General features: G+C 38.0%; 21 protein-coding genes. 1 reads left to right on the top strand and 20 read right to left on the bottom strand.

Going from position 1 to position 26,822, the window contains the following annotated elements; all coding sequences use genetic code 11:
* Window positions 1–52: 52 nt before the first annotated feature.
* The 6 genes from IGJ11_RS04220 to IGJ11_RS04195 all read right to left on the bottom strand — a co-directional run bounded on the left by IGJ11_RS04220 (window position 53) and on the right by IGJ11_RS04195 (window position 9,157).
* The gene (locus IGJ11_RS04220; RefSeq protein ID WP_010738122.1) at window positions 53–2,206 is read right to left on the bottom strand and encodes a peptidoglycan D,D-transpeptidase FtsI family protein; all 2,154 of its coding nucleotides are present in this window, start codon (window positions 2,204–2,206) and stop codon (window positions 53–55) included.
* Window positions 2,207–2,465: 259 nt separating this feature from the next.
* Complete coding sequence (locus tag IGJ11_RS04215) at window positions 2,466–3,314, bottom strand: MurR/RpiR family transcriptional regulator (protein WP_034700537.1); 849 nt, start codon at window positions 3,312–3,314, stop codon at window positions 2,466–2,468.
* Window positions 3,315–3,674: 360 nt separating this feature from the next.
* On the bottom strand, window positions 3,675–4,529 hold the full coding sequence (locus IGJ11_RS04210; protein ID WP_251849692.1) for a hypothetical protein: 855 nt from the start codon (window positions 4,527–4,529) through the stop codon (window positions 3,675–3,677).
* A gap of 274 nt (window positions 4,530–4,803) precedes the next feature.
* Entirely contained in the window at window positions 4,804–6,744 is a 1,941-nt protein-coding gene (thrS, locus tag IGJ11_RS04205; protein ID WP_034700539.1) for a threonine--tRNA ligase, read from the bottom strand.
* 326 nt (window positions 6,745–7,070) lie between these two features.
* Window positions 7,071–7,250, bottom strand: coding sequence for a 2-hydroxymuconate tautomerase (locus IGJ11_RS04200; RefSeq protein WP_002287649.1), 180 nt, complete (start codon window positions 7,248–7,250; stop codon window positions 7,071–7,073).
* 113 nt (window positions 7,251–7,363) lie between these two features.
* Window positions 7,364–9,157 (bottom strand): heavy metal translocating P-type ATPase, encoded by a 1,794-nt coding sequence (locus IGJ11_RS04195; RefSeq protein ID WP_207433207.1) that lies wholly within the window; start codon window positions 9,155–9,157, stop codon window positions 7,364–7,366.
* Between the two features lie 198 nt (window positions 9,158–9,355).
* On the opposite strand from IGJ11_RS04195, the gene helD reads away from it, so the two are divergent.
* Window positions 9,356–11,635, top strand: coding sequence for an RNA polymerase recycling motor HelD (gene helD / locus IGJ11_RS04190; protein WP_438772357.1), 2,280 nt, complete (start codon window positions 9,356–9,358; stop codon window positions 11,633–11,635).
* A gap of 111 nt (window positions 11,636–11,746) precedes the next feature.
* Here the strand turns inward: helD and IGJ11_RS04185 are convergent, their stop codons facing one another.
* The 14 genes from IGJ11_RS04185 to IGJ11_RS04120 all read right to left on the bottom strand — a co-directional run bounded on the left by IGJ11_RS04185 (window position 11,747) and on the right by IGJ11_RS04120 (window position 26,734).
* Complete coding sequence (locus IGJ11_RS04185) at window positions 11,747–12,385, bottom strand: hypothetical protein (RefSeq protein WP_010719653.1); 639 nt, start codon at window positions 12,383–12,385, stop codon at window positions 11,747–11,749.
* Between the two features lie 295 nt (window positions 12,386–12,680).
* Window positions 12,681–13,400, bottom strand: coding sequence for a YebC/PmpR family DNA-binding transcriptional regulator (locus IGJ11_RS04180; protein WP_063626840.1), 720 nt, complete (start codon window positions 13,398–13,400; stop codon window positions 12,681–12,683).
* A gap of 282 nt (window positions 13,401–13,682) precedes the next feature.
* Window positions 13,683–14,837, bottom strand: a complete 1,155-nt coding sequence (locus tag IGJ11_RS04175; protein WP_207433203.1) for a nucleotidyltransferase — start codon at window positions 14,835–14,837, stop codon at window positions 13,683–13,685.
* A 373-nt stretch (window positions 14,838–15,210) separates the two neighbouring features.
* A complete protein-coding gene (locus tag IGJ11_RS04170) occupies window positions 15,211–15,951 on the bottom strand; it encodes a class I SAM-dependent DNA methyltransferase (RefSeq protein ID WP_010719656.1) in 741 nt (246 codons plus the stop codon).
* A 1-nt stretch (window position 15,952) separates the two neighbouring features.
* The gene (gene rsfS, locus IGJ11_RS04165; RefSeq protein WP_010719657.1) at window positions 15,953–16,276 is read right to left on the bottom strand and encodes a ribosome silencing factor; all 324 of its coding nucleotides are present in this window, start codon (window positions 16,274–16,276) and stop codon (window positions 15,953–15,955) included.
* A 56-nt stretch (window positions 16,277–16,332) separates the two neighbouring features.
* Window positions 16,333–16,920: a bis(5'-nucleosyl)-tetraphosphatase (symmetrical) YqeK gene (gene yqeK / locus IGJ11_RS04160; RefSeq protein ID WP_096709466.1), complete on the bottom strand. Its 588-nt coding sequence runs from the start codon at window positions 16,918–16,920 to the stop codon at window positions 16,333–16,335.
* On the bottom strand, window positions 16,910–17,557 hold the full coding sequence (locus tag IGJ11_RS04155) for a nicotinate-nucleotide adenylyltransferase (protein WP_126344383.1): 648 nt from the start codon (window positions 17,555–17,557) through the stop codon (window positions 16,910–16,912). The genes yqeK and IGJ11_RS04155 overlap by 11 nt, the downstream gene beginning before the upstream one ends.
* A 12-nt stretch (window positions 17,558–17,569) precedes the next feature.
* The gene (gene yhbY, locus IGJ11_RS04150) at window positions 17,570–17,881 is read right to left on the bottom strand and encodes a ribosome assembly RNA-binding protein YhbY (protein ID WP_010719660.1); all 312 of its coding nucleotides are present in this window, start codon (window positions 17,879–17,881) and stop codon (window positions 17,570–17,572) included.
* Between the two features lie 15 nt (window positions 17,882–17,896).
* Window positions 17,897–19,006, bottom strand: a complete 1,110-nt coding sequence (yqeH, locus tag IGJ11_RS04145) for a ribosome biogenesis GTPase YqeH (RefSeq protein WP_207433201.1) — start codon at window positions 19,004–19,006, stop codon at window positions 17,897–17,899.
* Window positions 19,003–19,530, bottom strand: coding sequence for a YqeG family HAD IIIA-type phosphatase (locus IGJ11_RS04140; protein WP_010719662.1), 528 nt, complete (start codon window positions 19,528–19,530; stop codon window positions 19,003–19,005). The genes yqeH and IGJ11_RS04140 overlap by 4 nt, the downstream gene beginning before the upstream one ends.
* A gap of 276 nt (window positions 19,531–19,806) precedes the next feature.
* Entirely contained in the window at window positions 19,807–20,541 is a 735-nt protein-coding gene (locus IGJ11_RS04135) for an amino acid ABC transporter ATP-binding protein (protein ID WP_278250439.1), read from the bottom strand.
* A gap of 13 nt (window positions 20,542–20,554) precedes the next feature.
* On the bottom strand, window positions 20,555–21,244 hold the full coding sequence (locus IGJ11_RS04130; protein ID WP_010719664.1) for an amino acid ABC transporter permease: 690 nt from the start codon (window positions 21,242–21,244) through the stop codon (window positions 20,555–20,557).
* 12 nt (window positions 21,245–21,256) lie between these two features.
* Window positions 21,257–22,084: a transporter substrate-binding domain-containing protein gene (locus IGJ11_RS04125; RefSeq protein ID WP_207433199.1), complete on the bottom strand. Its 828-nt coding sequence runs from the start codon at window positions 22,082–22,084 to the stop codon at window positions 21,257–21,259.
* Window positions 22,085–23,065: 981 nt separating this feature from the next.
* Window positions 23,066–26,734 carry an immunoglobulin-like domain-containing protein gene (locus IGJ11_RS04120; protein ID WP_438772353.1) on the bottom strand — a complete coding sequence of 1,223 codons (3,669 nt, stop codon included), beginning with the start codon at window positions 26,732–26,734 and terminating at the stop codon, window positions 23,066–23,068.
* Window positions 26,735–26,822 lie beyond the last annotated feature (88 nt).

Here is a 26,822-nt window from a genome sequence, read left to right as displayed (position 1 = left end):
AGAGAAAACAAATTGTATTTCTCTGGAACGGTCTTTTTAGTTGTTGGTCTTTTTATTTTGCCATGAACATATCGTAGTAAGTGTCCATGATTTCTTTTGCAATGACTAGATTCATATGATCTTTTTCATCTAATAAGTTCGGTAGAACGACACTAATTGCAATTTGTGGGTTATCACTCGGACCATAGGCCACGATATTACTATTTACTGTGGTAATATCTGGATGACCTTCAGCTACAGTTTCGGCTGTACCAGTCTTAGCAGACAAATCCATTTTTGCACTAGCTAAAGGTTTAGCTGTCGTATACGCATCTGTTCCATGAACAACTTGATGGAATCCTTCACGAAGGATCGACATATCAGCTGGAGAAATATCAACGGTATCTTCGACTTTTGTTTCCAGCTCTTTTTTCACCGGACCAAGGTTCCCATTTTCATCATTTCCATAGATTCCCTTGACTAAACGAGGTTGGATTCTCTTACCACCATTGGCTACAGTTGAAGCATATTGCGCTAATTGGATCGGTGTATAGGTATCAAACTGACCAAAAGCTAAGTCAGTAAAGTTACCTGGTGTGTACCATTGAGCGCCATTATCTGCATTAAATTTCTTCATAAAATCAACAGAACGAGAAATCCCTGGTGATTCATTTGGTAGATCAATCCCAGTTTTTGTTCCTAAGCCAAACTGTTTGAACGCTTTACGTAATTCTTCATAGGCTTTTGACTCTTCATTTAGTGAAGGAAGTCCCATATTTGGTGTATATTCCAATCCCAGCATTTTCAACGCAACTTTGATCATATACGTATTCGATGATAGTTCAAGTGCTTTGACTGCATTGATTGCAATACGCCCGCTTCGATTAAAGACCGAACTCTTTTCAGAAGAGCCTTGTAATTTGATTGGCTCATCGACTAACACTTGGTTACCTGAGATCACATTCGTTTGCCAACCAGCAGTTAACGTACCTGCTTTGACTACTGACCCTGGAGTAAAGGCGCTAGTAATATTACCCAAAGCATTTTCTGTCAACTCTTTGGACCCTTCTTGGTGACTAAATCCTGTCATAGCCAATATTTCACCGGTTTGTGGATTCATCGCTACTGCATACGCCCCTGGCGAATAAGTCGCTTTTCCACTATCCACTAATTTTTGGTAGTTTGTCTTTAAGATATTTTCGACTTTGGCTTGGAAATCAGCGTTAAGAGACAACATGAGGTTGGACCCTTTTTCACCAGCAAAGATTTCTTTTTGATTCGTTACATTCCCATTACTATCGAGGGTTACTTCATATTGGGTTTTTGTTCCTTGTAACACATCTTCATATTGCTTTTCAAGGTAACTTTGTCCCACACGATCATTACGAGAATAGCCTTTAGCTAAGTATTCATCTACTTCATCAGCTGGTAAACCTTGTTTTTCTGTTGTCACACTACCTAAAATACTTTTGATTGAGTCAGCAGCCGTGTATTGACGTGTCCAGTCGGTTCCTGTGGATACTCCAGGTAGTTCTGAAGCATGTTCGGAAACAACCGCTAATTCTTGATCAGTCACACCTGAATTTTTGATAAATACCGTGTTCAACTCATACGCACTATTCATGCGTTTAAAAATCGTCGCGATTTTTAATTGTTCTTCATTGAAGTTGATTTCACTATCGGTTACTTTATCAACTAACGCTTTGTATTGATCGCTGGAATCAAGTTGTTTTTCCTTTGCTGTTAAGCGTTCCGTTGCTTCTTTCAAATGCTTAGGATCAGCTAACCAAAAGTCTTTTTTATCTCGTTCAGTTAAATTTTCATCAACTGGCACATTGATTAATTGATTTAGTCTTGTCGCTACTTTAAGCAGATCCTCTGCCGTCATTTTTGTTCCTCTGGTGAAAGTAATTGCTTGATTCGCTTGGTTCGTCACCAATGGTTTACCTGTCGAATCGTAAATCATCCCCCTCGGAGAACTGGTTTGGATCGTTAGTGTCGATGATGATTTCACTTTGGCTTCCATTGCTTCGCCATTAACGATTTGTAGATAACCTAATCGTGCAATCAATGCGACGAATAATGTAAATATGATGAAAAAAAGAAAATTCAACCGAAAAGGGACATGTGAACGTCGAAATGTTTTGTTTTTCGGCTCTTGTGCACCTTTTTTCAATTTATCCATCCATGAATTGTTTAATAGTTTTTTCATAAACTCTCTCATCATTCCTATCTTTTTCCTACTTACTGTTATGTTTCATTGTACCTAAATTTCTTGAAATAAAAAAGAAGAAACGAAAATCACTAATAAATTCTTTAACTTATTTCAAGTTGATATTCTTTTTTTGTTTCACAGGATAAAATCGTGTCAAGTTTTCAAACAATTCAAACCTTTAAAAAATAAAGTTTTTTATTTAATTTATCATTTTCTTATCGTGAAACACAACAAATGATATTTTTACTGTGGAAAACTTTTTATAATGCTCTTACCGTTTTGAACCAAAGTATCCTTTAATTACTTGTCTGGTTTCACGAACTTTTTCCCCCAACTGTTCATTCTTTGTCATATATAAATAAAAAATAATATCGATAGTAACAAACTGAGCCAGCAAAGAATTTGTAGCAGCGCTTCGATTGGTAATTTCCTTTGGACGTGAGGTTTGTACAACAACATCCGCCAACTTACTTAAAGGATTATTTCCAAATTGCGTTAAAGCAATTACCTCAATGCCTAAATCTTTTGCGATTTCTCCAACTGCTACGACATCCGCGCTACTACCAGAATTGGAGACTAACCATAATACTTTTTTGGTTTCATTGCTTACTAATTGAGGAAGTAAAACATGGATATCTTTTTCAAAAATAATGGGTTTGCCTACTCTAGACCATTTTTGCAAAATGTCTTCCACCACTAAAGATGAAGCGCCCACGCCATATAGAAAGACTGTTTCAGCACTTTCTAGAGTCTCAACCACTTCTTGAATTTTTTCTTCATTTAAAATGTCCACCGTTTCTTTGATTGCCACTTGCGCATTATTTCCCAAAATGTGTTTGATCGAATAAAAAGATTCGTTTGGATGAATATCACTGAAGCCTTCAACGATACCGGTTTGTAACTCGGTCGAAATATTTATTTTGAAGTCAGTCAAACTTTGAAACCCAATTTTTTTAGAAAATCGGACAACTGTGGGCGCACTTAACCCAGCAGCTTCTGCTAACTCGTTCGCAGTCATCGTGGGAATTTTTTCTACATTTTTGATGATATAATCAGCGAGCTTTTTTTCAGTTGAAGAATACTCCTCCATCATGCTCTCAATACGGCTAATAACGCTCATTTGTCTCACTTCCTTTTTCTCTTCCAGTCTAGCTAAGTATACCATATCCCACTAATAAGATCGTGACGTCTGACAAGAAATTTTGTCATCATCTGTAAATAAATGTTGGAGAAAAAGTATGAGGCTAAAAAATAATTGATGAGGTTCGGCTACAGCAATAGAGCCCAAGGCAAGCCTAGGACTCTTAGATAAAAGCTTAATTTTTCAAGAAGAATGGACGATTGCAGCTCCTGGTTATCCTATCATTCATATGATAGTTGCACTCTTTATCATGAAAATTTTGTTGTCTCACGTTGAATACTTTTGATAGAAGTCACGAGTATTGAACTCCAATTTATAAATGATGTCATGACAGAACTTTTAGAGTTGGTGTTCCGCATGTGCTGCTCCTAATTGATTCCTAGAAGTTGAGAAGTTCATAGCATGTTGGATTTTCTCACTTATTTGTACTAGTCTTTCTTCCTTAGTATTCTCGAATGGTTGTATTGATCGACTGAAAAGTTGTTTTGGCATATCATTTCTATTTGACGATCTTGCTAATATTTGTTCCATTGTTAACAACACTTGTTTTTCTTCATATTTTTCTTGCTGTATTTTTTCTACTACTATTTTGTTTAGGTCTTGATTCCTCATTTTTTGGCTATTGGAATATAACAGTCGGTTGAAAAACTGCTTAAACAAATTTTTTCTGAGACCAAGTTTAGTCTGCTCTTCATTTCTTTGTTTCATTTTAATTTTCGTTATAGGTAAAATATTCTCCATTTCATTCTTAGCACGAGGAGCTATTTCGATTTGATTCGTAAAATTACTTTTATGAGGAATCAAAGTTGTTTTGAACGCACGAATTTTTGTTGCCATTCTTTTCCGATCGTTTCTTATGTAACTGATCATTTTTGTTCTGAAAGAGCGGTCAAGCTTATGGATTTCCTGGTAAGTATTATTTAGTACTTTCTCAAGCATAGAAAAATCTCGCCTAATCAATTCCAACATTCGTTTAGCGGGACCAACGGACTTCGAATTTTTTTGATTCGTGGATTTATGTTGACTCCTTTGTTTAATCGCATGTTCAATTTTTACGATTAAATTTACTGCTAAGTTCTTTTTTTTACGATTGGCTTGTTTTGACTGCATTTCGTTTGTTTGCTCGCTTAACTCATTTTGAGCTACGTTATTTCCTTTTTTATTTAGCCTTTTATTTGTAAAAAAAGTTCCCATTTTCAGCCCTCCTTTTTTCCTTTTCAACCTAATAATAGCATAAGATGAAAGGCTTGCTTATTCATCTTTTCGTAATTTCAGAAAAAAAGATTCTCATTATCGCTTTGTTGTTTCAAATTGCACGATTTAGCTTTAACTCTTAAAAAGATATGGGAGAAGCGTAACAATTCACTTAGTAAAAAACCGATGGTATCAAAAATCGTTTTCGATTTTCGATACCATCGGTTTGATCTTACATTCTAGGGTAGTCAGGTCACTTTTTCGACTATTGAAATTAACCTTGTCTACTATAATTTTGGACTTCAGCAACCATCGCATCAACGAACATGTTGAGATCTTCTACTGAAGTTTCTTTGCTACCATATCGGCGAATATTGACCGTTGCATCAGCCACTTCTTTATCACCAACGACTAGTTGATATGGTATTTTTTGTGTTTGTGATGCACGAATCTTATAACCCATTTTTTCATTGCGGTCATCTACTTCGACACGTAGACCTTTCATTTGTAGACGTTCCTTGATTTCATAAGCATAGTCACTATGCGCTTCAACTGAAACAGGAATGATTGTTGCTTGGATCGGTGCTAACCAAGTTGGGAAAGCTCCTTTATAAACTTCAGTTAAATAAGCAACAAAACGTTCCATCGTTGAAACGATCCCACGGTGGATAACTACTGGACGATGTGTATTTTCGCCATCTTCACCAACATAAGTTAAATCAAAGCGTTCTGGAAGCAAGAAGTCTAATTGGATCGTTGATAATGTTTCTTCTGTTCCTAAAGCTGTTTTGACCTGAACATCCAATTTTGGACCATAGAAAGCAGCTTCTCCTTCTGCTTCGAAGTAATCCAATTCCAATTCATCCATTGCGGCTTTTAACATCACTTGCGCTTTTTCCCACATAGCATCATCATCAAAATATTTATCCGTGTTGTTCGGATCGCGATAGCTCAAACGGAAACGATAGTCTGTAATATTGAAGTCAGCATAAACTGCGACCATCAATTCCAACGTACGTTTGAACTCATCTTTGATTTGATCAGGACGTACAAAGGTATGCCCATCGTTCAATGTCATTTCACGAACACGCTGTAAACCTGATAGCGCACCTGATTTTTCGTAACGGTGCATCATGCCTAGTTCAGCGATACGGATTGGTAATTCGCGGTAGGAATGGATCGCATTTTTATAGACCATCATATGATGCGGACAGTTCATCGGACGAAGAACTAACATTTCACCATCACCCATATCCATTGGTGGGAACATGTCTTCTTGGTAATGATCCCAGTGACCTGATGTTTTATACAATTCTACATCTCCCATGATTGGTGTGTAGACATGTTGGTAACCTAAGCTGATTTCTTTATCAACGATATAACGTTCAATTGTTCGACGAATCGTTGCACCTTTAGGTAACCAGAATGGTAAGCCTGAACCAACTTGTGGTGATACCATAAATAGATCTAGTTCTTTTCCTAATTTACGGTGGTCTCTTTCTTTTGCTTCTTCACGTAGACGAATAAATTCTTTTAAGTCTTTTTTATCAAAAAATGCTGTCCCATAGACACGTTGCATCATTTGATTGTTTGAATTTCCACGCCAGTAAGCTCCAGCTACAGATAATAGTTTGAAGACTTGGATACGACCGGTTGATGGGACATGTGGTCCACGGCATAAATCGATAAATTCTCCTTGTTGATAAGCAGTGATTACTTCCTCATCTGGTAATTCACTGATCAATTCTACTTTATAAGGATCACTTGCAAAGATTTCCAGAGCTTCTTCTTTAGAAAGAACTTTACGTTCGATCGGTAAGTTTTCTTTCACGATTTTCATCATTTCTGCTTCGATTGCTGGAAGATCTTCGGCACTGATTTGGTTTTCACCGTTGTCTGTGTCATAGTAAAATCCTGAATCGATTGCTGGTCCGACACCGAAATGGATATTTGGGTACAAGCGTCTCATAGCTTGTGCCATCAAGTGTGCGGTTGAGTGACGTACCAATGCTAATGCATCTTCGTGGTCAGGTGTAACGATCTCGATTGACGCATCTTCTTCGATGCCACGATTCAAGTCAATCAACTGACCGTTCACTTTACCGGCTAATGCTTTTTTAGCTAAACTTTTGGAAATACCTGCAGCAATCTCAGCAGTCGTGATTCCCGCATCAAACTCTTTCACTGCGCCATCTGGAAAAGTAATTTTTATCATTAAAATAGCCTCCTTTGATTTTTTGATTGAATGAGTTGACACCAATAAAAAAGTCCCAGCACCTCATAAAAGAGATACTAGGACGAAAGATTCGTGGTTCCACCTAATTTCGAACGTTTACACGTTCCTTGAGCGTTATAACGGTACGACCGCCTTTGTTTCAACAAAGGTTTCGAAAGTGGTCATCCTTTGGTTTTCTTCTGGAAAAGTTTCAGCCTGGCTTTTCCTCTCTTATCGAAGACTCTCAAATTCAGTTGTCTTTCTCATCAATCAACTATGTGTTTATTTAACCACTAATAAAAAGAAAAATCAAGTGTGGGTGTGACTTATTTTTTCCATTCACCATTTACACCATAAGTGCCTTTTTTCATTTCATTGATAATCACATGGATATGTTCTTTTGGTGCTTGGGTATTTTTATGAACAGCTTCTGTAATATCTTTCATCATATTTTCTAATTGTTCTGGGCTACGTCCTTCAACTAGTTCTACGTGTACAAATGGCATTGTCTCGTCTCCTTTTAATGATTGCTATCTTAAATGTAAGTGGTCTTTTCAACCCTTCTTCTATGCTATGATCATACCGCAAAAAAAGCAAAGAGAAAAGGTCTTTTCTGATGTTACGTGTGGGATCGCTCATTTTTAGCCCGCAATGCACTTAAAATCGAAACAGTGTCTACCACTTCTTGGAGAACCGCTCCAAACAAAGCGGGGATTACCCCCGTACTAGCAACCAGCATTAAAAAAACACAAATAAAAATACCGATTAAAACAGATTGTTTCGCTACTTTCATCGTATCTCTGGAAATCGTTATAGCAGTAGCAACTTTTGTCAAATCATCTTTTAGTATCACCGCATCAGCACTTTCGCTAGCTGCCGTTGATCCGTGTGCGCCCATGGCTATTCCAACATCTGCGATCGTCAAAGCTGGAGCATCGTTGACCCCATCGCCCACCATCGTTACGGGACGTTCACTTTCGGGAATACTCTCAAGGATATTCAATTTGTCCTGCGGCAAACAACGAGCATGAACAGCCGTGAGCCCAACCTCCTTTGCAATTGATTCAGCGATAGCCGGTCCATCCCCTGTGATCATCATCAAATCCGCTACACCCATTGTTTTCAATTGTTCAATCGTTGCTTGTGCTTCTGGACGCAGCACGTCTGAAAATAAGATCGTACCCGAAAAATGGTCATCAATTGCAACATAGATAGCTGTTTTAGTAGATTGGCTTTCTTTGGCACCGACAAATGAAGCTCTGCCAACTTTAACGAAACGTCCATCTACTCTAGCTTGTATTCCTTGCCCCGTGATCTCTTTTAATTCATTCACTGGCATTAACTTTTCGTTATCGACTTCATGGACTAGTGATCGGGCTAAGATATGACTTGATTCTTGTTCGGCACTTGCCGCATAGACCAAGAGCGTTTCTGATGTTACACCAGCTTCTGGGTGAATACTTGCTACTTCGAGGACCCCTTTAGTGATGGTACCCGTTTTATCAAATGCAACTGTCTTGGTTCGTGCTAATTTTTCCAAGGCGGTTCCTGTTTTGATGACGATTCCGTTTTTACTTGAACGACTCATTCCAGCCACTAAGGCAATCGGTGCAGCTAAAATCAAAGGACAAGGTGAAGCAACAACGAGAACTTCTGCGAAACGAACAGGATTCTTCGTGACCCACCAGGAAATACCTCCGATCAAATAAGCTATCAATGTAAAAGGCACCGCATAACGATCCGCTAAGCGTACAAAATGAGCTGGTTTTTCTTTTGATTCTTCGACCAATTTAATAATTTGTTGGTATTGGCTATCAGCTGCTCTTCTTTCAACGATCATTTGAACGGAACCGTCCCCATTGACTGAGCCAGACATCAGTTCATCGCCTGCTTTTTTTAATACAAGTTTGGCTTCACCTGTTAATGAAGACTCATCAAATTGCGACTCACCTTTCACTACTTTTCCGTCAACGGGCACTAATTCTCCTGGTTTCACCACTAATAAATCATTGATCTCAACAGCTTCTACTGGAATATCTTTCAATTGGTCATTCATCAATTGATGCGCTGTGCGTGGTGTATTGTCCAATAACGTTTGCAATTCTCGACTAGCTTTTTTATTGGCATAGTCTTCCAAACTGTCTCCGCCAGTCAACATGATCAGGATCATCAAACTGGCCCAGTACTCTCCTACCACTAATGTCGCAACAATCGCTGTGATAGCAAGAATGTCCACACCATATTTACCTGAACGTAATGTTTTAATCATCTCAATAAACATAAAGAAAGCCAAAATACCACCCGTGATCGCGATAATCAGAAATGCAAGTGTGGGTCGTTTAAAAATAAATTCGCAAATAAGTGCCGTCATTCCTATCAAAACGGTGATTGAAAATTTTTTAAAATGTGTCATATTGTTCACTCCCTACAATTTTAGGATACTGACTTAGAACTAGAATGAAAATTATTTACACTTAACTGAAAACAACTCTCACTCTCATTGATTTTCTTCTTTCACTTTCCTTCAAACGAATAGTCAAAGATACCTTTTTCTCACTTTTTGTGCTATACTTTTAATTCGTTATTTACGGCGGAAGGAGTAATATACGCAATGAATGAAAGACAACTAGAACAACAACACGTGGATGAAACCATTCAGTTGATCCAGCTTGAACAAAAGCTATTAAACACTAAACAACAATCTCTTACCCAAGAGATGCAAGATTCTACGAAAGACACCGCCAGCCATAAGATCAGAGGTGGGTCTAATGAATCCTTTTATGAATCAGCTGTCGAATACCGCCAACATGAGCAAGAATTGCTTTTAAAATACCATACGCTTGAATCGCAGCAAAAAAGGCTCCAAACGTTAACAGTTATGGAAGACAACCCTTACTTTGCCCGAATCGATTTTAAAGAAGAAACAGACGCAGAGACACTTTATCTAGGAATCGCTTCTTTAAGAGATCTCTCTGAAGAAACAATCGTAATCGACTGGCGTGCCCCAATTGCTAACCTTTATTACGAAGGGGAAATTGGACCAGCCTTCTATGAAACAGATACTGAAAAAATCAATGTTGAATTACTGCTGAAACGTCAGTTTAAAATCTTAGACGGAAAAATTATTTCGATGGTGGATACTTCTGAAGTGATCAACGATGATTTCTTACTAGAGATCCTAGACGATGCCTCAAGTGCGCATATGAAAAATATCGTCTCTACGATCCAAAAAGCCCAAAATGCCATTATTCGTGATACAACAAGTCAAGTGATGTTGATCGAAGGAATCGCTGGTAGTGGAAAAACATCCGCTTTATTACAACGGATCGCCTTTTTACTTTATCACAATCGAAAATGGTTAGATGCCGAGAACGTTTTACTTTTTTCTCCTAATCATCTTTTCTCTGACTATATTTCGACTGTTTTGCCTTCTTTAGGTGAAAGTGGTGTACCTACGCAAACCTTCAAGTCTTATTTGGAACAGTTATTACCTGAATTTTCATTGTTAGAAGAAGAGCAACAAGAAGTTGGTTTTTTATCTGGAGACAAGGACCCGATCCAAACCTTCAAAAGCGGTCTTCAACTAATCCATCAGATTGATCGTTATATCGATCATATTACTGGTTTTGGTCCCTTGTTTAGAGATATGAAAATTAACGGTCGGACGATTTTAGCAAAAGAATCGATCCGCAAATGGTATCAAGAAACCAATGAACTCTTACCGTTACATCAACGTCTCTCCTTGTTGCAAACAAAATTATTAAAAAAATTGGGTGGACTCCAAAAAGATGAGATGCGTCAAAAATGGGTCAAAGAATTAGCAGAAGAACAATTGCAAGACTTATATGCGAATGATCCGAACCTTGAGTATACGGAGCAAAAAGAACAGTCTTTACGGAAAAAACTAGCGAATCAAATCGTGAAGAAAAGATTCCGTCGAATCTACCGCGGTATCAATCAGTTTCAATTTGTCAATTTGACCAAACAATACCTTCACTTTTTACAAACCGTACCTCAGGCGCTGTTGGCTAAAAATGACATTAGCGCAACGATGTGGAACGATCATTCAGCCTTATTAAAAGAGAAGCTTCGTCAACGAGAACTACGACAAGAAGATGCAGTATTATTCTTCTTGCTGATGCGTCGCATCCATCCAGTGTCTGTGATACAAAAAGCTCGCTATATCTTTATCGATGAAATGCAAGATTTCGCTCCCGCTCAGGTAGCTCTTTTACAAGCGATCTATCCAAAAGCTAATCTCACTTTTTGTGGTGATCTAAATCAAAATGTTTTCGGCAATGAAACGATTACTGGCTCTTTGGATCAACTATTCAAAGACCAAGAAATCACACACTTCCAGTTAACGACCAGCTATCGTTCAACAAAAGAGATCACGGATTTTGCGAATCATTTTCTTACTGAGGAAAATCAAGTAGAAACGACGGCTCGCAAAGGTACGCTTCCTTCTATCGTGAAAGGTTCCTCCTTAGAAGAACGATTAAATTGGTTAAAAACTACGCTTGAAACGACTCAAGAAAATACCCGTTACTGGCGTACCGCAATCATTGGTAAAACACAGACTGAGTGTGAACAACTCTATGAACAGTTGCCCGAATACTTAAAAGATCGTGTCCAATTGATTTCTGATGAAACAGATTTTATGAAACGACAAATCGTCCTACTACCAGCATTCTTGGCAAAAGGGCTCGAGTTTGATCGCGTTTTCTTATGGGGAATCGATGATACAAACTTTGCCACTGACCAAGATCAATTAGTTCTTTACACCATGTGTACAAGAGCCATGCACGAACTCGTTTTAGTTACTTCTGAATCTGAAAGTCCTTTGATTGAATCCATGGACCCAGCATTATATACCACTATCAATATATAAAAATAAAGGGTTGTGACAAAATTTTTGTCACAGCCCTTTATTCTTAATAAACGGTGTTAAAGAAGTAGCTTCAAGAATAAGAAGCTAACCACTTAGTCACAACCTCGCCTTTTAAACAAATGATTCAGTATCTGGATACTTTAATTTAACTAGTGAAATAATCATTCGCAATTCTTCTATATTTTCAGGATACTCAGGATCAAAGACTTTACTATGACGCCCAATCCCCCCGTTATCTATCAGCCGATAAATTCGATTCCAATCAATAAACTGTTCGATTGATCGGAAGTTACTGATCGGATAGCCTCCACTATCAAGGATTTCTGATAAACGAAAAGCTAGATAAGCACTGTCGATCACTTTTACTTTTTTAGAATCATATTTTTCATTTTTTTCAATTAAGATTTTTGTTGGTTGATGTTTTAAGCTCCATTCTAACAAACGAAAGAAAGCTTCCATACGATAATTTTCTTCAAATAATCGAAAGGTTGAATCTGAACGTCTAAAAAGTAAAGGGATTAAATAATTTCTTTTGTAAATCAACATGGGGACGCGATCAACCATACATTCCAAATAGCGATTAAGGTAACCAGTACCTACGTAATTTCCTAAACGATAACCTTCTACACCATAATGGGCATATTTTTTTGCTAATTTTGAACAGTCTGTGATATTCACAGCTAATTCTTCGATCTTTTGGTAACCGCTTAAAATACGTTCAAAAGGCTCTAAACTAATTTTTGCTTCCATAAAATTTCCCCGCCTACATCCACATTCCTATGTATCATTTTTTCAATAATACGTCTATATCAATAATAACACAGGACGAAACAGAATAAAAAATAAAACATACGAAAAAAAGATAAAATCATTGATTCGTCATAAACTACTGTTTTTTCAGAACGAATGATCTTCTTTTAAGCGTAAAAAAATAGTCTGAGAGACGAATCGTCCCAGACTATTAGCAGGTGTAAAAACGAAAAACGGATAAATCGCAAGTCGAAAGCTATCCGATGCTTTCACAACCTTCATTCGTTTTTATCGTTTAGTCTTCCAATGCTACATTATGGAAAACATGTTGAACATCTTCCAACTCTTCCAACGCATCAATCATTTTTTCAAATGTTTCTTGGTCTTCTGGTGAAAGTGTCACTTCATTTTGAGGAATCATTTGGATCTCAGCAATTGAAAAATCAGTGATTCCTTTTTCTTTCAATGCTTCTTGGATACTATGGAAATCAGCAACTTCACCATAAACGATGATTTGTCCATCTTCTTCCATGACATCACGTACATCAATCTCTTTATCCATCAAATATTCAAGGATCTCATCTGCATCTTCGCCGGCAAAACCAAAAATCGCTGTATTGTCGAACATGTAAGAAACAGCTCCAGAAACACCCATATTTCCGCCGTTTTTACCAAAAGCAGCACGTACATCAGCAGCTGTACGGTTCACGTTGTTTGTTAAGGTATCAACGATGACCATTGAGCCATTTGGTCCGAATCCCTCATAACGTAATTCAGAATAAGTTTCATCTCCCGCACCTTTTGCTTTTTCAATTGCACGGTCAATAATATGTTTAGGTACATTATAAGTTTTCGCGCGTTCAATGACGAAACGTAGTTTTTGGTTAGCGTGTGGGTCTGGATCACCTGATTTTGCTGCTGCATAGATTTCAATCCCGAATTTCGCATAAACTCGGCTATTATTTGCATCTTTTGCGGTTTTTTTCGCTACGATGTTTGCCCATTTACGTCCCATATTCTCACTTCGCTTTCTAATTTTGATCGTTCATTTCTGATAGTGGTTAAGCACAAAAACGTCCTGTTCCATTATACTTGTGAATCTGGATTCTGTGAAGTATTTTTTCTAAATCTAGTCATTTTTTAGGGAGGTGTTTCCTTGTATGATCGATTATAGTCGTCTCTTGGAATAGCTACTCAACAAGCTAGACAAAGAATTTTTTACAAAGCGATATATTCAAAATATTGAACTAAACTTTCATTCAGGTTAGTCATTTCACTTTGTTCCCACCAACCAGGTTTATTTCGAAACATAAGGTCTTCTTCCAAAATTTTGTTCAGGTATCGCCCCACCGAGTTGATAGATTTGATCACTCCGAACCAAAAGATGTGCCAATTCTGCTTCTTTTTTGCCGATTTTTGAGATCAAGGGTATCTCTTTCTTTTCTTTTAAAAACTGTTGTCCTGCCTTGGTGAATCCTAAAATATTCAAGTAACATTTGTCTTGTTGGTCATGGATTTCCTCATGATGGATGTTCAATAATACGTAACAAGCTAAACGTTGGATTCTCGTCCAAGTATATCTTTTCGTCTTGACTAAAGTGACAAATTCCTCGAAAGAAGTGGCTTTCTTCGCAGCCGATTGCATTCTCACTTCAAGTCCTTCCGTCATCTGATAGATAGTTTTCAAATTGGCTAGCTCCGTAGAAAGCAAACGATAACGTAACAAGGGCCAGTAATTCGCCCATGTTTGTTGCGAACCTGCTTCGATCATCGCTGCGGTGGCAGCAGGTATAAAATTCGTTACGGAGCGTTGTTCACTGAGCGCTTTGCGAATAGCGGTCGCACTTGCGATGGAGGAACTGCTCCATTCTTCATCGTGATAACCAGCACTTTTTCTGGTAATCGGTACTAATTTCATTGGCTGGGCATACTGGGCATTTTCTTTCGCATAGCTTAACCCTAAAATGTGATTAGGAGAAGAAAAATCGAGAGCGATTTCTGGATAAAGTGTGTTGAACACTGCTGTCATCTTCTGCGGATAGCTCATTCCTTGGTCAGATAAACGTTGAAATTCACGGTCAATCCTTAATTGGTTTTGCTGTACAAATTTCCCAAAAGCTTCGTAATTAAATGTCGACTCTTCTTCTGTACCAAAACAAAGATGTGTACAGCCGAGCATCTGTAATAATCGCACAGCTCCTTTGGCAAAGTAATCTGCTGATTGCACAGACCATTCTATCGGTAGTTCAATGACCAAATCCACTCCGTTTTGGAGGGCAGCAGTTGCTCTGGACCATTTGTCGATAATTGCAGGCTCACCACGCTGTAAAAAATTTCCACTCATCACTGCTATCACGATATCTGCGCCCGTTTGTTCACGAGCCATTTCCGCATGGTAGCGATGCCCATTATGGAAAGGATTATATTCAACAATAATGCCACAAATTTTCATCGCATTTCCTCCATTTCTTAATAGGAATAAAACAAACAGTTCATTCTTTCGGTCAATCCCAAAATGATCAATTCGGTTTTTAACTGTAAAAAAATAAACAGGAGAAATCGAAAAATCGTTTCTCCTGCTTTTCAAATGACGCTTCAGCTTATTTTTCATCAAGATATTTCTAAAGTATTTTTTTCGTTTTTTAGCAGAAAAACGTCACTATTTGGCGTAGACTTTGTTGATGATTTACTCGTCTCGGCCATTATTCGTTACTTTTAAACTATTATAATACTATCTGAAACAACGCGATTCACGGCAGTTTTTTTGCGATTACACCTCGCGATAAGGTAATATTTCGTATTCAGCAAAAGACTTTTTTCGTGTCCTATTCCTTATATGCCACAAAAAAGAGACGTTTTGTATCTTCTTTTGGTTGTTCATCGGTGAAATCACCAAACGCTTCTACCTTAGAAAAGCCACTGTTTTCTAACATTCTTAAATAATTATCCAAAGAATAAGTTTGCTCTTGATGCAGTTCGTCTTCTCGAATGAACTTACCTGCTTCTTCGGGATCTTCCACGAAGAAAGTCAAGAAATGTTCAATACTATGCTTTTCCTTACCTGGGTAGCTATCCCATAAAAAGGCAAACTGATCATTTTGATAATGGTAACTGTATTCAGGAAACACCGTGTCGATTTGATAGATAGAATGAACATCGAATATAAAACGTCCATTTTCTTCCAACGCTTGATACACTTCGTCAAATACTTGCTGCACTTCTTGCTCATTCTTCATATAGCACAAAGAATCTGAGAAACAAGTGATTGCTTGGTATTGACCAATTTCTGACAGATCAAGCATGTTTCCTTCAACAAATTGGATTGGTGTTTCCTCTTCAAACGCACGTTGGCTAGCAATCATCAACATCTCTTCTGAAAGATCTAACCCTGTGACATGGTACCCAGCTTTAGCAAAGGCAACAGCTAGAGCACCTGTTCCGCAAGCTAATTCTAAAATATTACATGTTTCACTTGGTAAGTGTCGTTTTGAGAAATCTAACCATTGTTGATATAAGGTTTCATCCATTACCTCATCATAAACGAAAGCAAATGTTTCGTAAGCCATATTAATCGATCCATTCATTTAGGTCAACAAGTGGTGCATCTGACCATAATTTTTCTAAATTATAGAAACTTCTTTCTGGCGCATGGAAAACATGGATGATCAGATCTCCTAAGTCGATCAGGATCCATTTTCCGCCTTCTTTTCCTTCGATACGTTTTACTTCGTAATTGTTTTCTTCTTCTTTTTCAATGATTTCTTCTGTAATTGCATTTAGTTGTCGTTCACTGTTTGCCGAACAAATCATGAAGTAATCTGCTAGTAAAGATACTTCTCTCACATCTAAAGCAACGATATCTTCTGCACGTTTTGAATCGGCAGCTTGCACTGCAATTTGTAGTTGTTCTTTGCTATTTATAGTAATTTCCTCCTAATGGGTAGAGATTATTTTTTAGCTACCCAATGATTATATGTTTCAATTGTTTTTGGATAAATCTGTTGTTCTTGTTCAATCAAGTGAGCTAATGTGTGCTTTGTCTCAAAAGCTACCGCTTCGTCTAAATCGATCAACGCTATTTCACGCGCATCTTGGACTCCAGGAAACGAGCGACCAGGTTCAATATAATCTGCTACATAGATGATTTTATCTAATAAAGACATTTCAGCCGCACCAGTGGTATGAACCCGAATGGCATGAAGGATCTCTTCATCTGTGATACCAAGCTCTCTTTCAACAAAAGAGGCGCCAACTAAACCATGCCAAATCGCATTTCCATAATGAAGAAGCGCTGGGTCATAGCCATCTCGCTTGATAACTAAAATAAATTCATCATCAGGCCGTTCTTTCGCATAATCATGTGTCAAAGCAGCAATACTAGCTTTTTCTAATGAACAGCCGTATTTGCCGGCAAGGGCAATCGCCGTCTCTTCCACACCAAGAACATGCTTGAAACGTCGTTCACTCATTCGCATTTGGACTTTTTGCATCAACTCTTCTCTTGAGTAAGTTGTGTATTTATTACTATAGTCCATCTTGATATAGCCCTTCTTTCTCGATATACTCAATGACCTTATCAGGTACTAGATAACGAACGGAACAACCTTGCTGGATCTTCTGCCGTATTTTAGTTGAGCTGATATCAATGGTTGGCACATCGACCCAAATCACTGGGTAAGGCGTTTCGGTTGAGTAACCTGCTCGACGAATACCAACAAAATTGACCATTGTCATTAGTTCATCGATTTTATACCATTTTGGTAGATATTCTACCATGTCGCCACCGATAATAAAATAGTAATCGGTATTAGGGTTGTTTTGTGTCAGAGCTTTCATCGTATCATAAGTATAGCTTTTGCCTTTTCGAGATAACTCGATCGGTTCAATAGCTAAAAAAGGATTATCTGCTATCGCAAGTTCAAGCATGTTTAAGCGATGATTGGCAGCGATTGTCGTTTTTTCATCCACATGTGGTGGTTGATAAGAGGGCATTAAATAGACCTCATCCAACCCTAAATTTTTCCCTGCCTGTTCTGCCATAACTAAGTGTGCCAGGTGAACTGGATTAAAAGTACCACCTAAAATCCCCACCTGTTTGCGTTTTTCAAAAATTTGAGGCATCTCTTGAGGAAATACTTGAGATTCGACAAAAGCTTCCGCTTGCGATTTCATATTAACCACTCCTTAAATTGCGTTTACTTCTTTAGAGATACGTTGATATTTTTCCTTTGAAGAGGGTTTATATAATACAAGAACTCGTCCAATGATTTGAACAACTTGACATCTGACTGTTTCTTCTAAAATACCAGCTACCTCTTCAGGAATCTCATCGGTATTTTGTAATAACGTTACTTTGATTAACTCACGTTTTTCCAGCGCTTCTTCAATCTGAACCATCATGGCAGAATTGATTCCACCTTTACCAATTTGAAAAATCGGTTGTAAGTGGTGTGCCTGGCTTCGTAAAAATCTTTTTTGTTTTCCTCTTAAAGTCATATTCTTCCTTCTTCCTTAAATCAAGGCCTTTCGTTTCATCACATTCACACCTTTTGGCGCCCAACCTGCTACGACTGCCGGTTGTGTCACTGTGATCCATCCTAAGCCAGCAAATACGATATCTGTTTTTTCTTTTACCGAAAATTCAAAACGAACCAATTCGGGAAATTCATTTACTTCATCGGGACGAGGTGGTTGTAATAATCCACCGACGTGTTTCACATAAAATTCATCGGCTTTTGCTAATTTCGTTCGATGAATAATGACATCATTTGAAACATAAGCAATAAATGAACCTCGTTGCCCACTGATAAAATCAAACCTTGCTAAACCGCCGAGAAAGAGTGTCTGTCCTTCATTCAATTGGTATCCTTTAGGCTTGATTTCTTTCGTTGGTGCAATGATCCTTAAATCTTTTTTTCCAAGATAATGCGCCATTTGATGTCGATGGATAATCCCAGGAGTATCAATCAAGAAGTGACCATCATCTAAAGGAATCTCGATCTTATCTAAAGTTGTCCCTGGAAATTGAGAAGTCGTAATCACATCTTTGACACCTGCTGTGTTCTTGATGATTTGATTGATCAATGTCGATTTACCGACATTTGTCACGCCAACGATATAGACGTCGCGACCTTCACGATACTCTTCGATTTTTTTGAGTAGATTTTCCATTTCATTCGCTTTTTTTGCGCTTGTCAATAATACTTCAACCGGACGCAATCCAGCTTCATGTGCACGCTCTTTCATCCATTGGATCATTTTTGGTTTCTTCAGTGATTTAGGTAAAATATCCACTTTGTTTCCGACCAAGAGCACTGGGTTATTACCTACAAAGCGATGTAGTCCAGGGATCAAAGAACCATTAAAATCAAAGATATCGACAACATTGACGATCAAGGCATCTTCTTGTCCTAGTTCATTCAGCAGGCGCAAAAAATCATCATCTGTCAGTGAAACATCTTGGATCTCATTATAATGTCTTAACCGGAAACAACGTTGGCAATAGACCTCACCTGATTCTAGTCCTTTTTCTAATGCTGCTTTTGGTGTATACCCTAATTCATTAGGATGGTCGGTTTGGATCGTTGCTCCACACCCAATACACTGTAGTTCTTCGTTCATTCAATTCCACCTCGCCAGCCCATATCAGGATTGTGTGCTAATAAATAGGCCATGATTTTGCGTTCCCAAAAACGATTGAATCGTGTTTTCCAACTATCCGTTTCAATAATTGGTTTAACCAAGATACTTCTGATACCCGAACGATTAGCTGCTCGGATATCTGTCATGATTTGGTCACCGATCATCACAATTTCATCATCTGAAAGATTCAACATTTTTTTTGCTCGATTCATTCCTACGGCTAAAGGTTTTAATGCCCGAGCAACATACGTCAATTCAAATTTATCGATCGCTCGTGCTACTCGTTCAGAGCTATTGTTTGAAACAACCACTACTGGAATACCAGCATTTCTCATTTCTAAGATCCAGTCGAGTAATTCCTCTGTCCCATCAGGATTGTTCCAAGCGATCAACGTATTGTCCAAGTCAGTCAAAACTGCTTTAATCCCTAAGTTTTTTAATTGTGCAGGGGTTATCTTGTAGATGGCATCGACCATCCATGTTGGTTTATATTTTGAAAACATTTTGTCTCCTCATCTGCAAAAAATGAAGGAGCACGAAATGTACTCCTCAGCCCTATATTATACTTCATTCTTTCCAAAAAAACTACCTCTACACCTGAATCCTTCTGAATAAACAACTATTAAACTGAAATGATGAACAGACCGAAGTCACCAAACACTTTTAAAAGAGAAGAAATCATCCGTCTGACTACACTGATAAAATAAAAACTCTCCAAACACGAGAAACTGTTTCGAGAGTTTTCATTCGATTTTTTATTCTTTGGATGTTACTGACTTTTATAATATTTTGGATAAAAATGCGACTGTTCGTGGATGACTGGTTTGTTCAAAAATAGCCGTCGGTGTACCTTCTTCAAGAATGGTTCCTCCATCCATAAATAGAACTCGATCACTGACTTCTTTTGCAAAGCCTATTTCGTGAGTCACAATGATCATAGTCATCCCTTCACGAGCTAATTGCAGCATGATTTCTAACACTTCTCCGACCATTTCCGGATCAAGAGCTGAAGTCGGCTCATCAAATAGCATGACGTCGGGTTGCATGGCTAAAGCTCTCGCAATGGCGACCCGTTGTTGTTGTCCCCCAGATAAAGACTGAGGATAAGTATCGGCTTTTTCTAGCAGACCTACTTTCTTTAGCAGATCTCTAGCAATCTTTGTTGCTTCTTCTTTTGATTGCTTTTTGACTTTGATTGGTGACAAAGTGATGTTTTCTAAAACCGTCATATTAGGGAATAGATTAAACTGTTGGAAAACCATTCCCATTTTTTCTCTTGTTTTAAAAATATCATTTTGCTTGTCGGTAATTGTCATTCCTTCAAACTTGATTTCACCAGAAGTTGGTATCTCTAATAAGTTGATGCATCTTAGTAAAGTGCTTTTTCCCGAGCCTGATGGTCCTAAAAGTACCACGACTTCTCCTGGATAAATTTCAGCGGAAACGTCTTTCAGTACTTCCTGTTCACCGTATTTTTTATTTAAATGTGTAATTTTGATCAATGATTTGGCCATTTATTTTCACCCTTCATCCTTGGTATCCTTTACCTAATTTTTTCTCCCAGCGATTTAGTAACCGAGAAGTAGCAAACGTCATGATGAAATAAACGGCTGCTGCTATAAAATAAGGCTCTAATGGAACATACGAATTGGATATGACGATTTGCGCCGCTCCCATCAGTTCATTGATTCCGATCGCAGTCAATAGGGAAGAATCTTTAATCAACGTAATAAATTCATTGCCTAAAGGAGGCAAAATATTTCTTAATGCTTGTGGTAAAATCACGTAACGCATCGTTTGTGCTGGACGCAACCCTAATGAATAGGAGGCTTCTGTTTGACCGTTGTTCACTGCCAGGATCCCCCCACGGATGATCTCTGCCACATAGGCACCGGAATTTAAAGATAACACGATCATTCCTGGAAGCAGGCGGCCAAGATCAACAGTTAAAACACCTACTTCTAGATCTTTTGAAGGAAAAAATCCTTGAAGCAATAAAAAGCCGATCATGATTTGTAGAAGCATCGGTGTTCCTCGTAACACTTCGATATAGACATTAGCTAAAACATTCAACGGTTTCTTTTTGGACAATTTTAGTAACGCCATCAGTAAACCGATACCCGTTCCCAAGATCACTGTGACGATCGAAATCATGATTGTTATTCCTGTACCTGATAAAAAATAAGGAAAATATTTATCTAAAAAAGAAAAATCCACTCTGACTGACCTCTATTCTGCCGCTGTTTTTTCAGCTAATTCGTTATTTTTTTGAATAAATTCCTCAATTTTTCCTTCGTCATTCAACTTTTTGATGATTTGGTTTAATTCTTTTTGTAATTCACTGCTTTCTTTAGGTAACGCAATAGCAAAGGCTTCATCAGGAGCTGGCTCAAGTGAAATATCAGCGATCATCAGATCAGGATTTTGGGCGATATATGATTCGGCGATCGTTTTTTCAACGACTGTCGCAGCTAATGAGCCTTGGTTAACTTCAACGATCATGTTGGGAACTTTGTCGATTGTCACAAGCTTCGCACCTTTCAGTTGCGTCTTAACTAATTCCTCTTGAATTGATCCCTTTTGAGCACCCACATTTTTATCTTTTAGGTCATTCGCATTGCGATAGATTTCTTTATTTTTTTTGTTGATGATCACCACTTGTGGTGGGTTGTAATAATTGTCTGTGAAGTCTAATTGTTGTTTTCTTTCATCTGTGGCAGAAATCGCAGAGATAGCGAGATCTGCTTTCCCTTCTTTTAAGGAAGCTAAAACGGTATTGAAATTCATATCTGATACTTCAGCTTTTACTCCTAGTTCTTTTGCGATTGCTTTAGCTAAGTCAATATCAGATCCTACGATTTTATCTTTCCCGTCAACCATCGTATGAAACTCAAACGGCGCGTAATCAGCCGACGTAGCTACTTTTAGTACCCCGCTTTTTTTAATCGCTGCTAACTGATCCTTTTCCTGACCTTGAGCAGTCGTATTGCTGCTGCCACATGCACCTAAAGTCGCTAGTGTAAACAGTACCGTTAACATCCCAAAGAATTTTTTCATGTCATTTTCCTCCTACGTTAAAACTTTTGTATTAAGTGAAGTAATTATAGCATGAAACTTTCAAAAAAAAAGCATTTTTTGTATATTTATTTAAAAAAATGTATTTTAAGGCGAATATATTGTATATAAAACAAATAAAAGAATAATTATTTTAGAATAGTTTTCAATAAAATGAAAAAGAGCCAAGAACGAAAAAGTCATCCTTAGCTCTTTTACAGATGTAACCACAGATAAGATTAGTTAATCTCCCGCAAGAAGACAAAAGTCATCAAACATTCAAGAAGGAAATTTTGGAAATTCTACTTCTTGATGCGAAACACTCTTTATGTGCAAATAATATTTATCAGAGTTCAATTAGATCTGGGAATCAAATTCCATGTCTGATTACTAGTATTTTTCATTGTTCTACTGATAATAGGATTAAAATCAGTTAGATTATTGTCTTCTAGATCCTATCTACACTCACATTAGAATCCTTATCTTGATAACAAAAACAGCGGGAATCTAGTCCGTTATAACCGCCGTTCACTCTGAGTGTATTCTAGTCTGCAGTTGGATTGTTTGCGCAAAATTCATTCACACTATTGGAATGCTAGTAGAACCTTGCACTTATCCAAAGAAAAGAAACGGAGACAAAAGCAGCATCTTCGGAAAATTAGTCGGAATTAATTGATACTAAACATGTTTGTTTCAACCCCTTCTGTGCTCAACTAAGTTTCCTATTCTAAGTAATTCTCAATCAGCTTGTTTGACCAACTAATTATGCAGCTGATTAATTCTAAATAATCTTAGAATCATCGTATGGTCTCTAAACAGATCTTATTTTACTAAATATAAACCTCTGTACACATTCCGGTATTCCTCATTTAGCTCAACCTGTTTGAATTTTGAGCGTATCTTAAATCAAGAAAACTGAGACATTGATCAGATTTTTTCTAATCAATGCCCCAGTTTTTAGACTTACATTAATTTGTTTTTTCCTTAATTAACAGAAACTGTTTGGTTTTCAGCCAATAAGTTGCCACTGCCATCATAGAAATTCATTGTTACTTGATCATCAGCTTTGATTAGGTCTGGCTTCACATAATAACTGATTGCCCCATCCTTAAAGCTCCCACCTTTACTGATCAGTTTACCATTGACAAACAAGTGCCCTTGGTGAACTTGAGTATCAGAACCATAGGCTCCTTTGATCGTTTGTGTGCCGATTTTATAAGTCAATTCGTTGATTTCAGCTGTTGGTGTTTGAATAGTGACATCAATCTCTGATCCTGGAATTTGCTGTCCTCGATTGTTGGCACCCATCAAGACTACTTGATCATCTTCTGACACTTTAAGGTTTCCTACATAATAACTGAACTTGCCATCTTTGAAGCTACCGCCTTGACTAACTTTTTCGCCATTGGCCAACAAGATTCCTTGGTAAACATCGCCTGTGTAGTTTCCTTCGATCACTGTACTGATTCCCACACGATGGGCTTCTGTTAATTGACCCAGTTGTTCTCCTATAGTCACTGGTTGTGGGTCCCCTAGTGGTGTATCGAATTTATCATAGCCTTGAATCGTTGCTTGATCCCCTGCTTTGATGATTTGAGAGTTCACATAATAGCTAAACTTGCCATCTTTATAGGTTCCGCCCCAACTAACGACTTCTCCATTTACTACTAATTTCCCTTTATGGATATCCCCCGTGTAAGTTCCAGTAATGGTTGAATCACCCAACTGATACTCGTCCACTTGATCAATTGATCCTGAAGATTCGGAAATCACTTCAATCTCTTTGGAATCTATCAATTTCTTCTCTTTGTTGTAGCCATCTAATACGACTTTGTCGCCGAATTTTAATTTGCCAGCACCAACATAATAGCTGAATTGACCATCCTTGAAGCTACCGCCCCAGCTGACAACTTTGCCATTAACGGTTAATCGGCCGAGAGACATATCCCCTGTGTAGGTTCCAGTAATATTGACATCTCCTACATGATATTCTTGTGGTTTCAACTCACTTTTCACTAGTTCTGCCACATAAGTTCCTGCCGTTAAATCACCAGTGCCGTAATTTGCCATAAAGTCAGCAGGTGAATAGCCTTTGGACTGACCATCTTCACGAATCCAATTTCCTGTCAGCTGATCTCCATCGTTCAGTGCTTTCGGTGCTGATAACTTAGTGTCTTCAACCGCTTTAAAGTGATCACCTAGAATTAATTTCTTAAGCGGAACTATAAGAAACATATCACTCATATCTGTTACTTTGCTGGTATCAAACCCACTTAAATCTAAACTTGTTACGCTACTCATACCTTCAAACATATAACTCATATCTGTTACTTTGCTGGTGTCAAAGTTGCTTAAATCTAGACTTGTTAAGTTACTCATATCGTAAAACATAGCATACATATCTGTTACATTACTGGTATCAAACCCACTTAAATCTAAACTTGTTACGCTCCTTAGTCCTCCGCCAAACATCCACTTCATATTTGTCACGTTACTGGTATCAAACCCACTTAAATCTAAACTTGTTATGCTGTTCATACCACGAAACATTTCACGCATATCTGTTACGTTACTGGTATCCAGCTGACTCAGCCCATCGATTTCAGTTACATTTTTAAGGTACGAATAAGAAAATAGGTTGCTAGAATCTTCTGGCGCCACTACTTTTCCAGCCAAGACAATTTTCTTGATGGCTTCACTATCTACTTTGTCGCTGTTCCAAGGTGATTCTTCATAGCCACTTAATTCACCTGCTTCGATCGTCAATACCCCTGTATTTTCATCAAACATATACGGACTAGTGCCCCACGTGCCTGTTTCAACGGAAACATACGTGCCAGCAGTCAGATCACCGGTGCCATAGTTTTTCATGAAATCTTCTGCTGTATAAACCTTCCCTGTGCCATCTTCTCGCTTCCAGGCAGAAGTAAGTTTTGCATTTTCGGAGCCTGATTCTACAAATTTAAAGGTATCTCCTAGAATTAATTTCTTAAGTGGAGTATCAACAAACATATCACGCATATCTGTCACTTTGTGAGTGTCAAAGTTGCTTAAATCTAGACTTGTTACGCGACTTAAACCTTGAAACATCATATACATACCTGTTACATTACTGGTATCAAACCCACTTACATCTAGGCTTGTTATGCTACTCATATTTTTAAACATATAATTCATAGATGTTACGTTACTAGTATCAAACCCACTTACATCTAGATTTATTACGCTACGCATATCGGAAAACATACAACGCATATCTGTTACGTTACTGGTATCTAGTTGACTCAACCCTTCGATTTCAGTTACATTCTTAAGTTGCTTACCAGTGTAAGTTGAACTAAACAAATAGCCAGAATATTTTGGAGCCACTACTTTCCCAGACAAGACAATTTTTTTGATTGCTTCATAATCCACTGTTCCGCTGTTCCATGGTGATTTTTCATAGCCACTTAACTCACCTGCTTCGATCGTCAATGTCCCTGTGTTTTCATCAAAATTATACGGACTGGTACCCCACCATCCTGTAGCAGAAACGTACGTGCCAGCAGTCAAGTCACCGGTGCCATAGTTGTTCATGAAATCTTCTGCTGTATAAACCTTCCCTTTACCATCTTCTCGCTTCCAGGCAGAAGTAAGTCCTGCTTTTCCGTAAAATGATTCTACAAATTTAAAGGTATCTCCTAGAATTAATTTCTTAAGTGAAGTATCAGCAAACATATCAGCCATATCGTTTACTTTACTGGTATCAAAGCCACTTACATCTAGACTTGTTATGTTACTCATATCTTTAAACATATAAGTCATATATGTTACGTTACTGGTATCAAAGCCACTTACATCTAAACTTGTTATGTTACTCATATCTTTAAACATAAAACCCATATCTGTTACTTTGCTGGTATCAAAGCTACTTACATCTAAACTTGTTACACTGCTCATACCATAAAACATATTACTCATAGTTGTTACGTTACTGGTATCCAGTTGACTTAACCCTTCGATTTCAGTTACATTCGTAAGATCCTTACCAGGGGTACCTGTACTAAATAAGTAGCTAGAATCTTCCGGAGCAACTACTTTCCCAGCCAAGACAATTTTTTTGATGGCTTCAAGATCCACTGTTCCACTGATCCATGGTGATTCTTTATAGCCACTTAACTCACCTGCTCCGATTGTCAATACTCCTGTGTTTTCATCAAAAGTATACGGACTGGTACCCCACGTGCCTGTTATCTTAGAAGCAGCTGCCACATTCGCTTTTTGCGCTACTTTTGGTGCTTCAACTGTTGGATTAGTTGCATCCCCTTCGCTGTCGGCAGTCGGTGCTGTTGCTTGCTCTTGTTCTTTTGCTTGGTCTTGGGTGTCATCCGTTGTTTCATCAGCTGCTTCATCGGTTGTTGCTAACGAATCACTAGCTGTAGTGGTTGAATCCGTTGGGTTTACTAACGGATCTGTGACGTTTTGTATCGTTTGATCGATGACTTCTTTTGCTTCATTCGCCTGTGTTTGTTCAGTAGCAGTTTCAGCTGTTGGTGTCAAAGTATCCGCTAATGCCATCGTTGGTGCGATCCCGGTATTTCCCATCACACCAGCCACCGCAAACATCGTTAATAGCTGTTTCTTACGTTTTGCTGTTAATTTTTTCTTACTCATATTTACTCCTTTTTTGCTCTTATTTTTGATCATTATTTTCTCGTCAATACCACTTCATCAGCTTTAGGTGTTTCCCCTGTTTTCAATT

Source organism: Enterococcus sp. DIV0691 (assembly GCF_051711145.1).
Taxonomy (GTDB): Bacteria; Bacillota; Bacilli; order Lactobacillales; family Enterococcaceae; genus Enterococcus_B; species Enterococcus_B hirae.
The sequence above is the reverse complement of the archived record's forward strand: the minus strand, read 5'-3'. Positions and strand labels throughout refer to the sequence as shown.

Excerpts from the sequence above, each read along its gene's own strand:
- IGJ11_RS04200 (WP_002287649.1), bottom strand. The coding sequence starts at position 7,250 with ATGCCATTTGTACACGTAGAACTAGTTGAAGGACGTAGCCCAGAACAA.
- IGJ11_RS04195 (WP_207433207.1), bottom strand. The coding sequence starts at position 9,157 with ATGACACATTTTAAAAAATTTTCAATCACCGTTTTGATAGGAATGACG.
- IGJ11_RS04185 (WP_010719653.1), bottom strand. The coding sequence starts at position 12,385 with ATGGAAGCAAAAATTAGTTTAGAGCCTTTTGAACGTATTTTAAGCGGT.
- IGJ11_RS04140 (WP_010719662.1), bottom strand. The coding sequence starts at position 19,530 with ATGTTTTCAAAATATAAACCAACATGGATGGTCGATGCCATCTACAAG.
- IGJ11_RS04135 (WP_278250439.1), bottom strand. The coding sequence starts at position 20,541 with ATGGCCAAATCATTGATCAAAATTACACATTTAAATAAAAAATACGGT.
- IGJ11_RS04155 (WP_126344383.1), bottom strand. The coding sequence starts at position 17,557 with ATGAAATCGCAAGCGGAAGCTTTTGTCGAATCTCAAGTATTTCCTCAA.
- IGJ11_RS04215 (WP_034700537.1), bottom strand. The coding sequence starts at position 3,314 with ATGAGCGTTATTAGCCGTATTGAGAGCATGATGGAGGAGTATTCTTCA.
- yqeH (WP_207433201.1), bottom strand. The coding sequence starts at position 19,006 with ATGAACGAAGAACTACAGTGTATTGGGTGTGGAGCAACGATCCAAACC.
- yhbY (WP_010719660.1), bottom strand. The coding sequence starts at position 17,881 with ATGACTTTAAGAGGAAAACAAAAAAGATTTTTACGAAGCCAGGCACAC.
- IGJ11_RS04120 (WP_438772353.1), bottom strand. The coding sequence starts at position 26,734 with ATGAGTAAGAAAAAATTAACAGCAAAACGTAAGAAACAGCTATTAACG.
- yqeK (WP_096709466.1), bottom strand. The coding sequence starts at position 16,920 with ATGGACTATAGTAATAAATACACAACTTACTCAAGAGAAGAGTTGATG.
- IGJ11_RS04175 (WP_207433203.1), bottom strand. The coding sequence starts at position 14,837 with ATGAAAATTTGTGGCATTATTGTTGAATATAATCCTTTCCATAATGGG.
- IGJ11_RS04170 (WP_010719656.1), bottom strand. The coding sequence starts at position 15,951 with ATGGCTTACGAAACATTTGCTTTCGTTTATGATGAGGTAATGGATGAA.
- IGJ11_RS04210 (WP_251849692.1), bottom strand. The coding sequence starts at position 4,529 with ATGGGAACTTTTTTTACAAATAAAAGGCTAAATAAAAAAGGAAATAAC.
- IGJ11_RS04125 (WP_207433199.1), bottom strand. The coding sequence starts at position 22,084 with ATGAAAAAATTCTTTGGGATGTTAACGGTACTGTTTACACTAGCGACT.
- thrS (WP_034700539.1), bottom strand. The coding sequence starts at position 6,744 with ATGATAAAAATTACTTTTCCAGATGGCGCAGTGAAAGAGTTTGATGCG.
- helD (WP_438772357.1), top strand. The coding sequence starts at position 9,356 with ATGAATGAAAGACAACTAGAACAACAACACGTGGATGAAACCATTCAG.
- IGJ11_RS04220 (WP_010738122.1), bottom strand. The coding sequence starts at position 2,206 with ATGATGAGAGAGTTTATGAAAAAACTATTAAACAATTCATGGATGGAT.
- IGJ11_RS04180 (WP_063626840.1), bottom strand. The coding sequence starts at position 13,400 with ATGGGACGTAAATGGGCAAACATCGTAGCGAAAAAAACCGCAAAAGAT.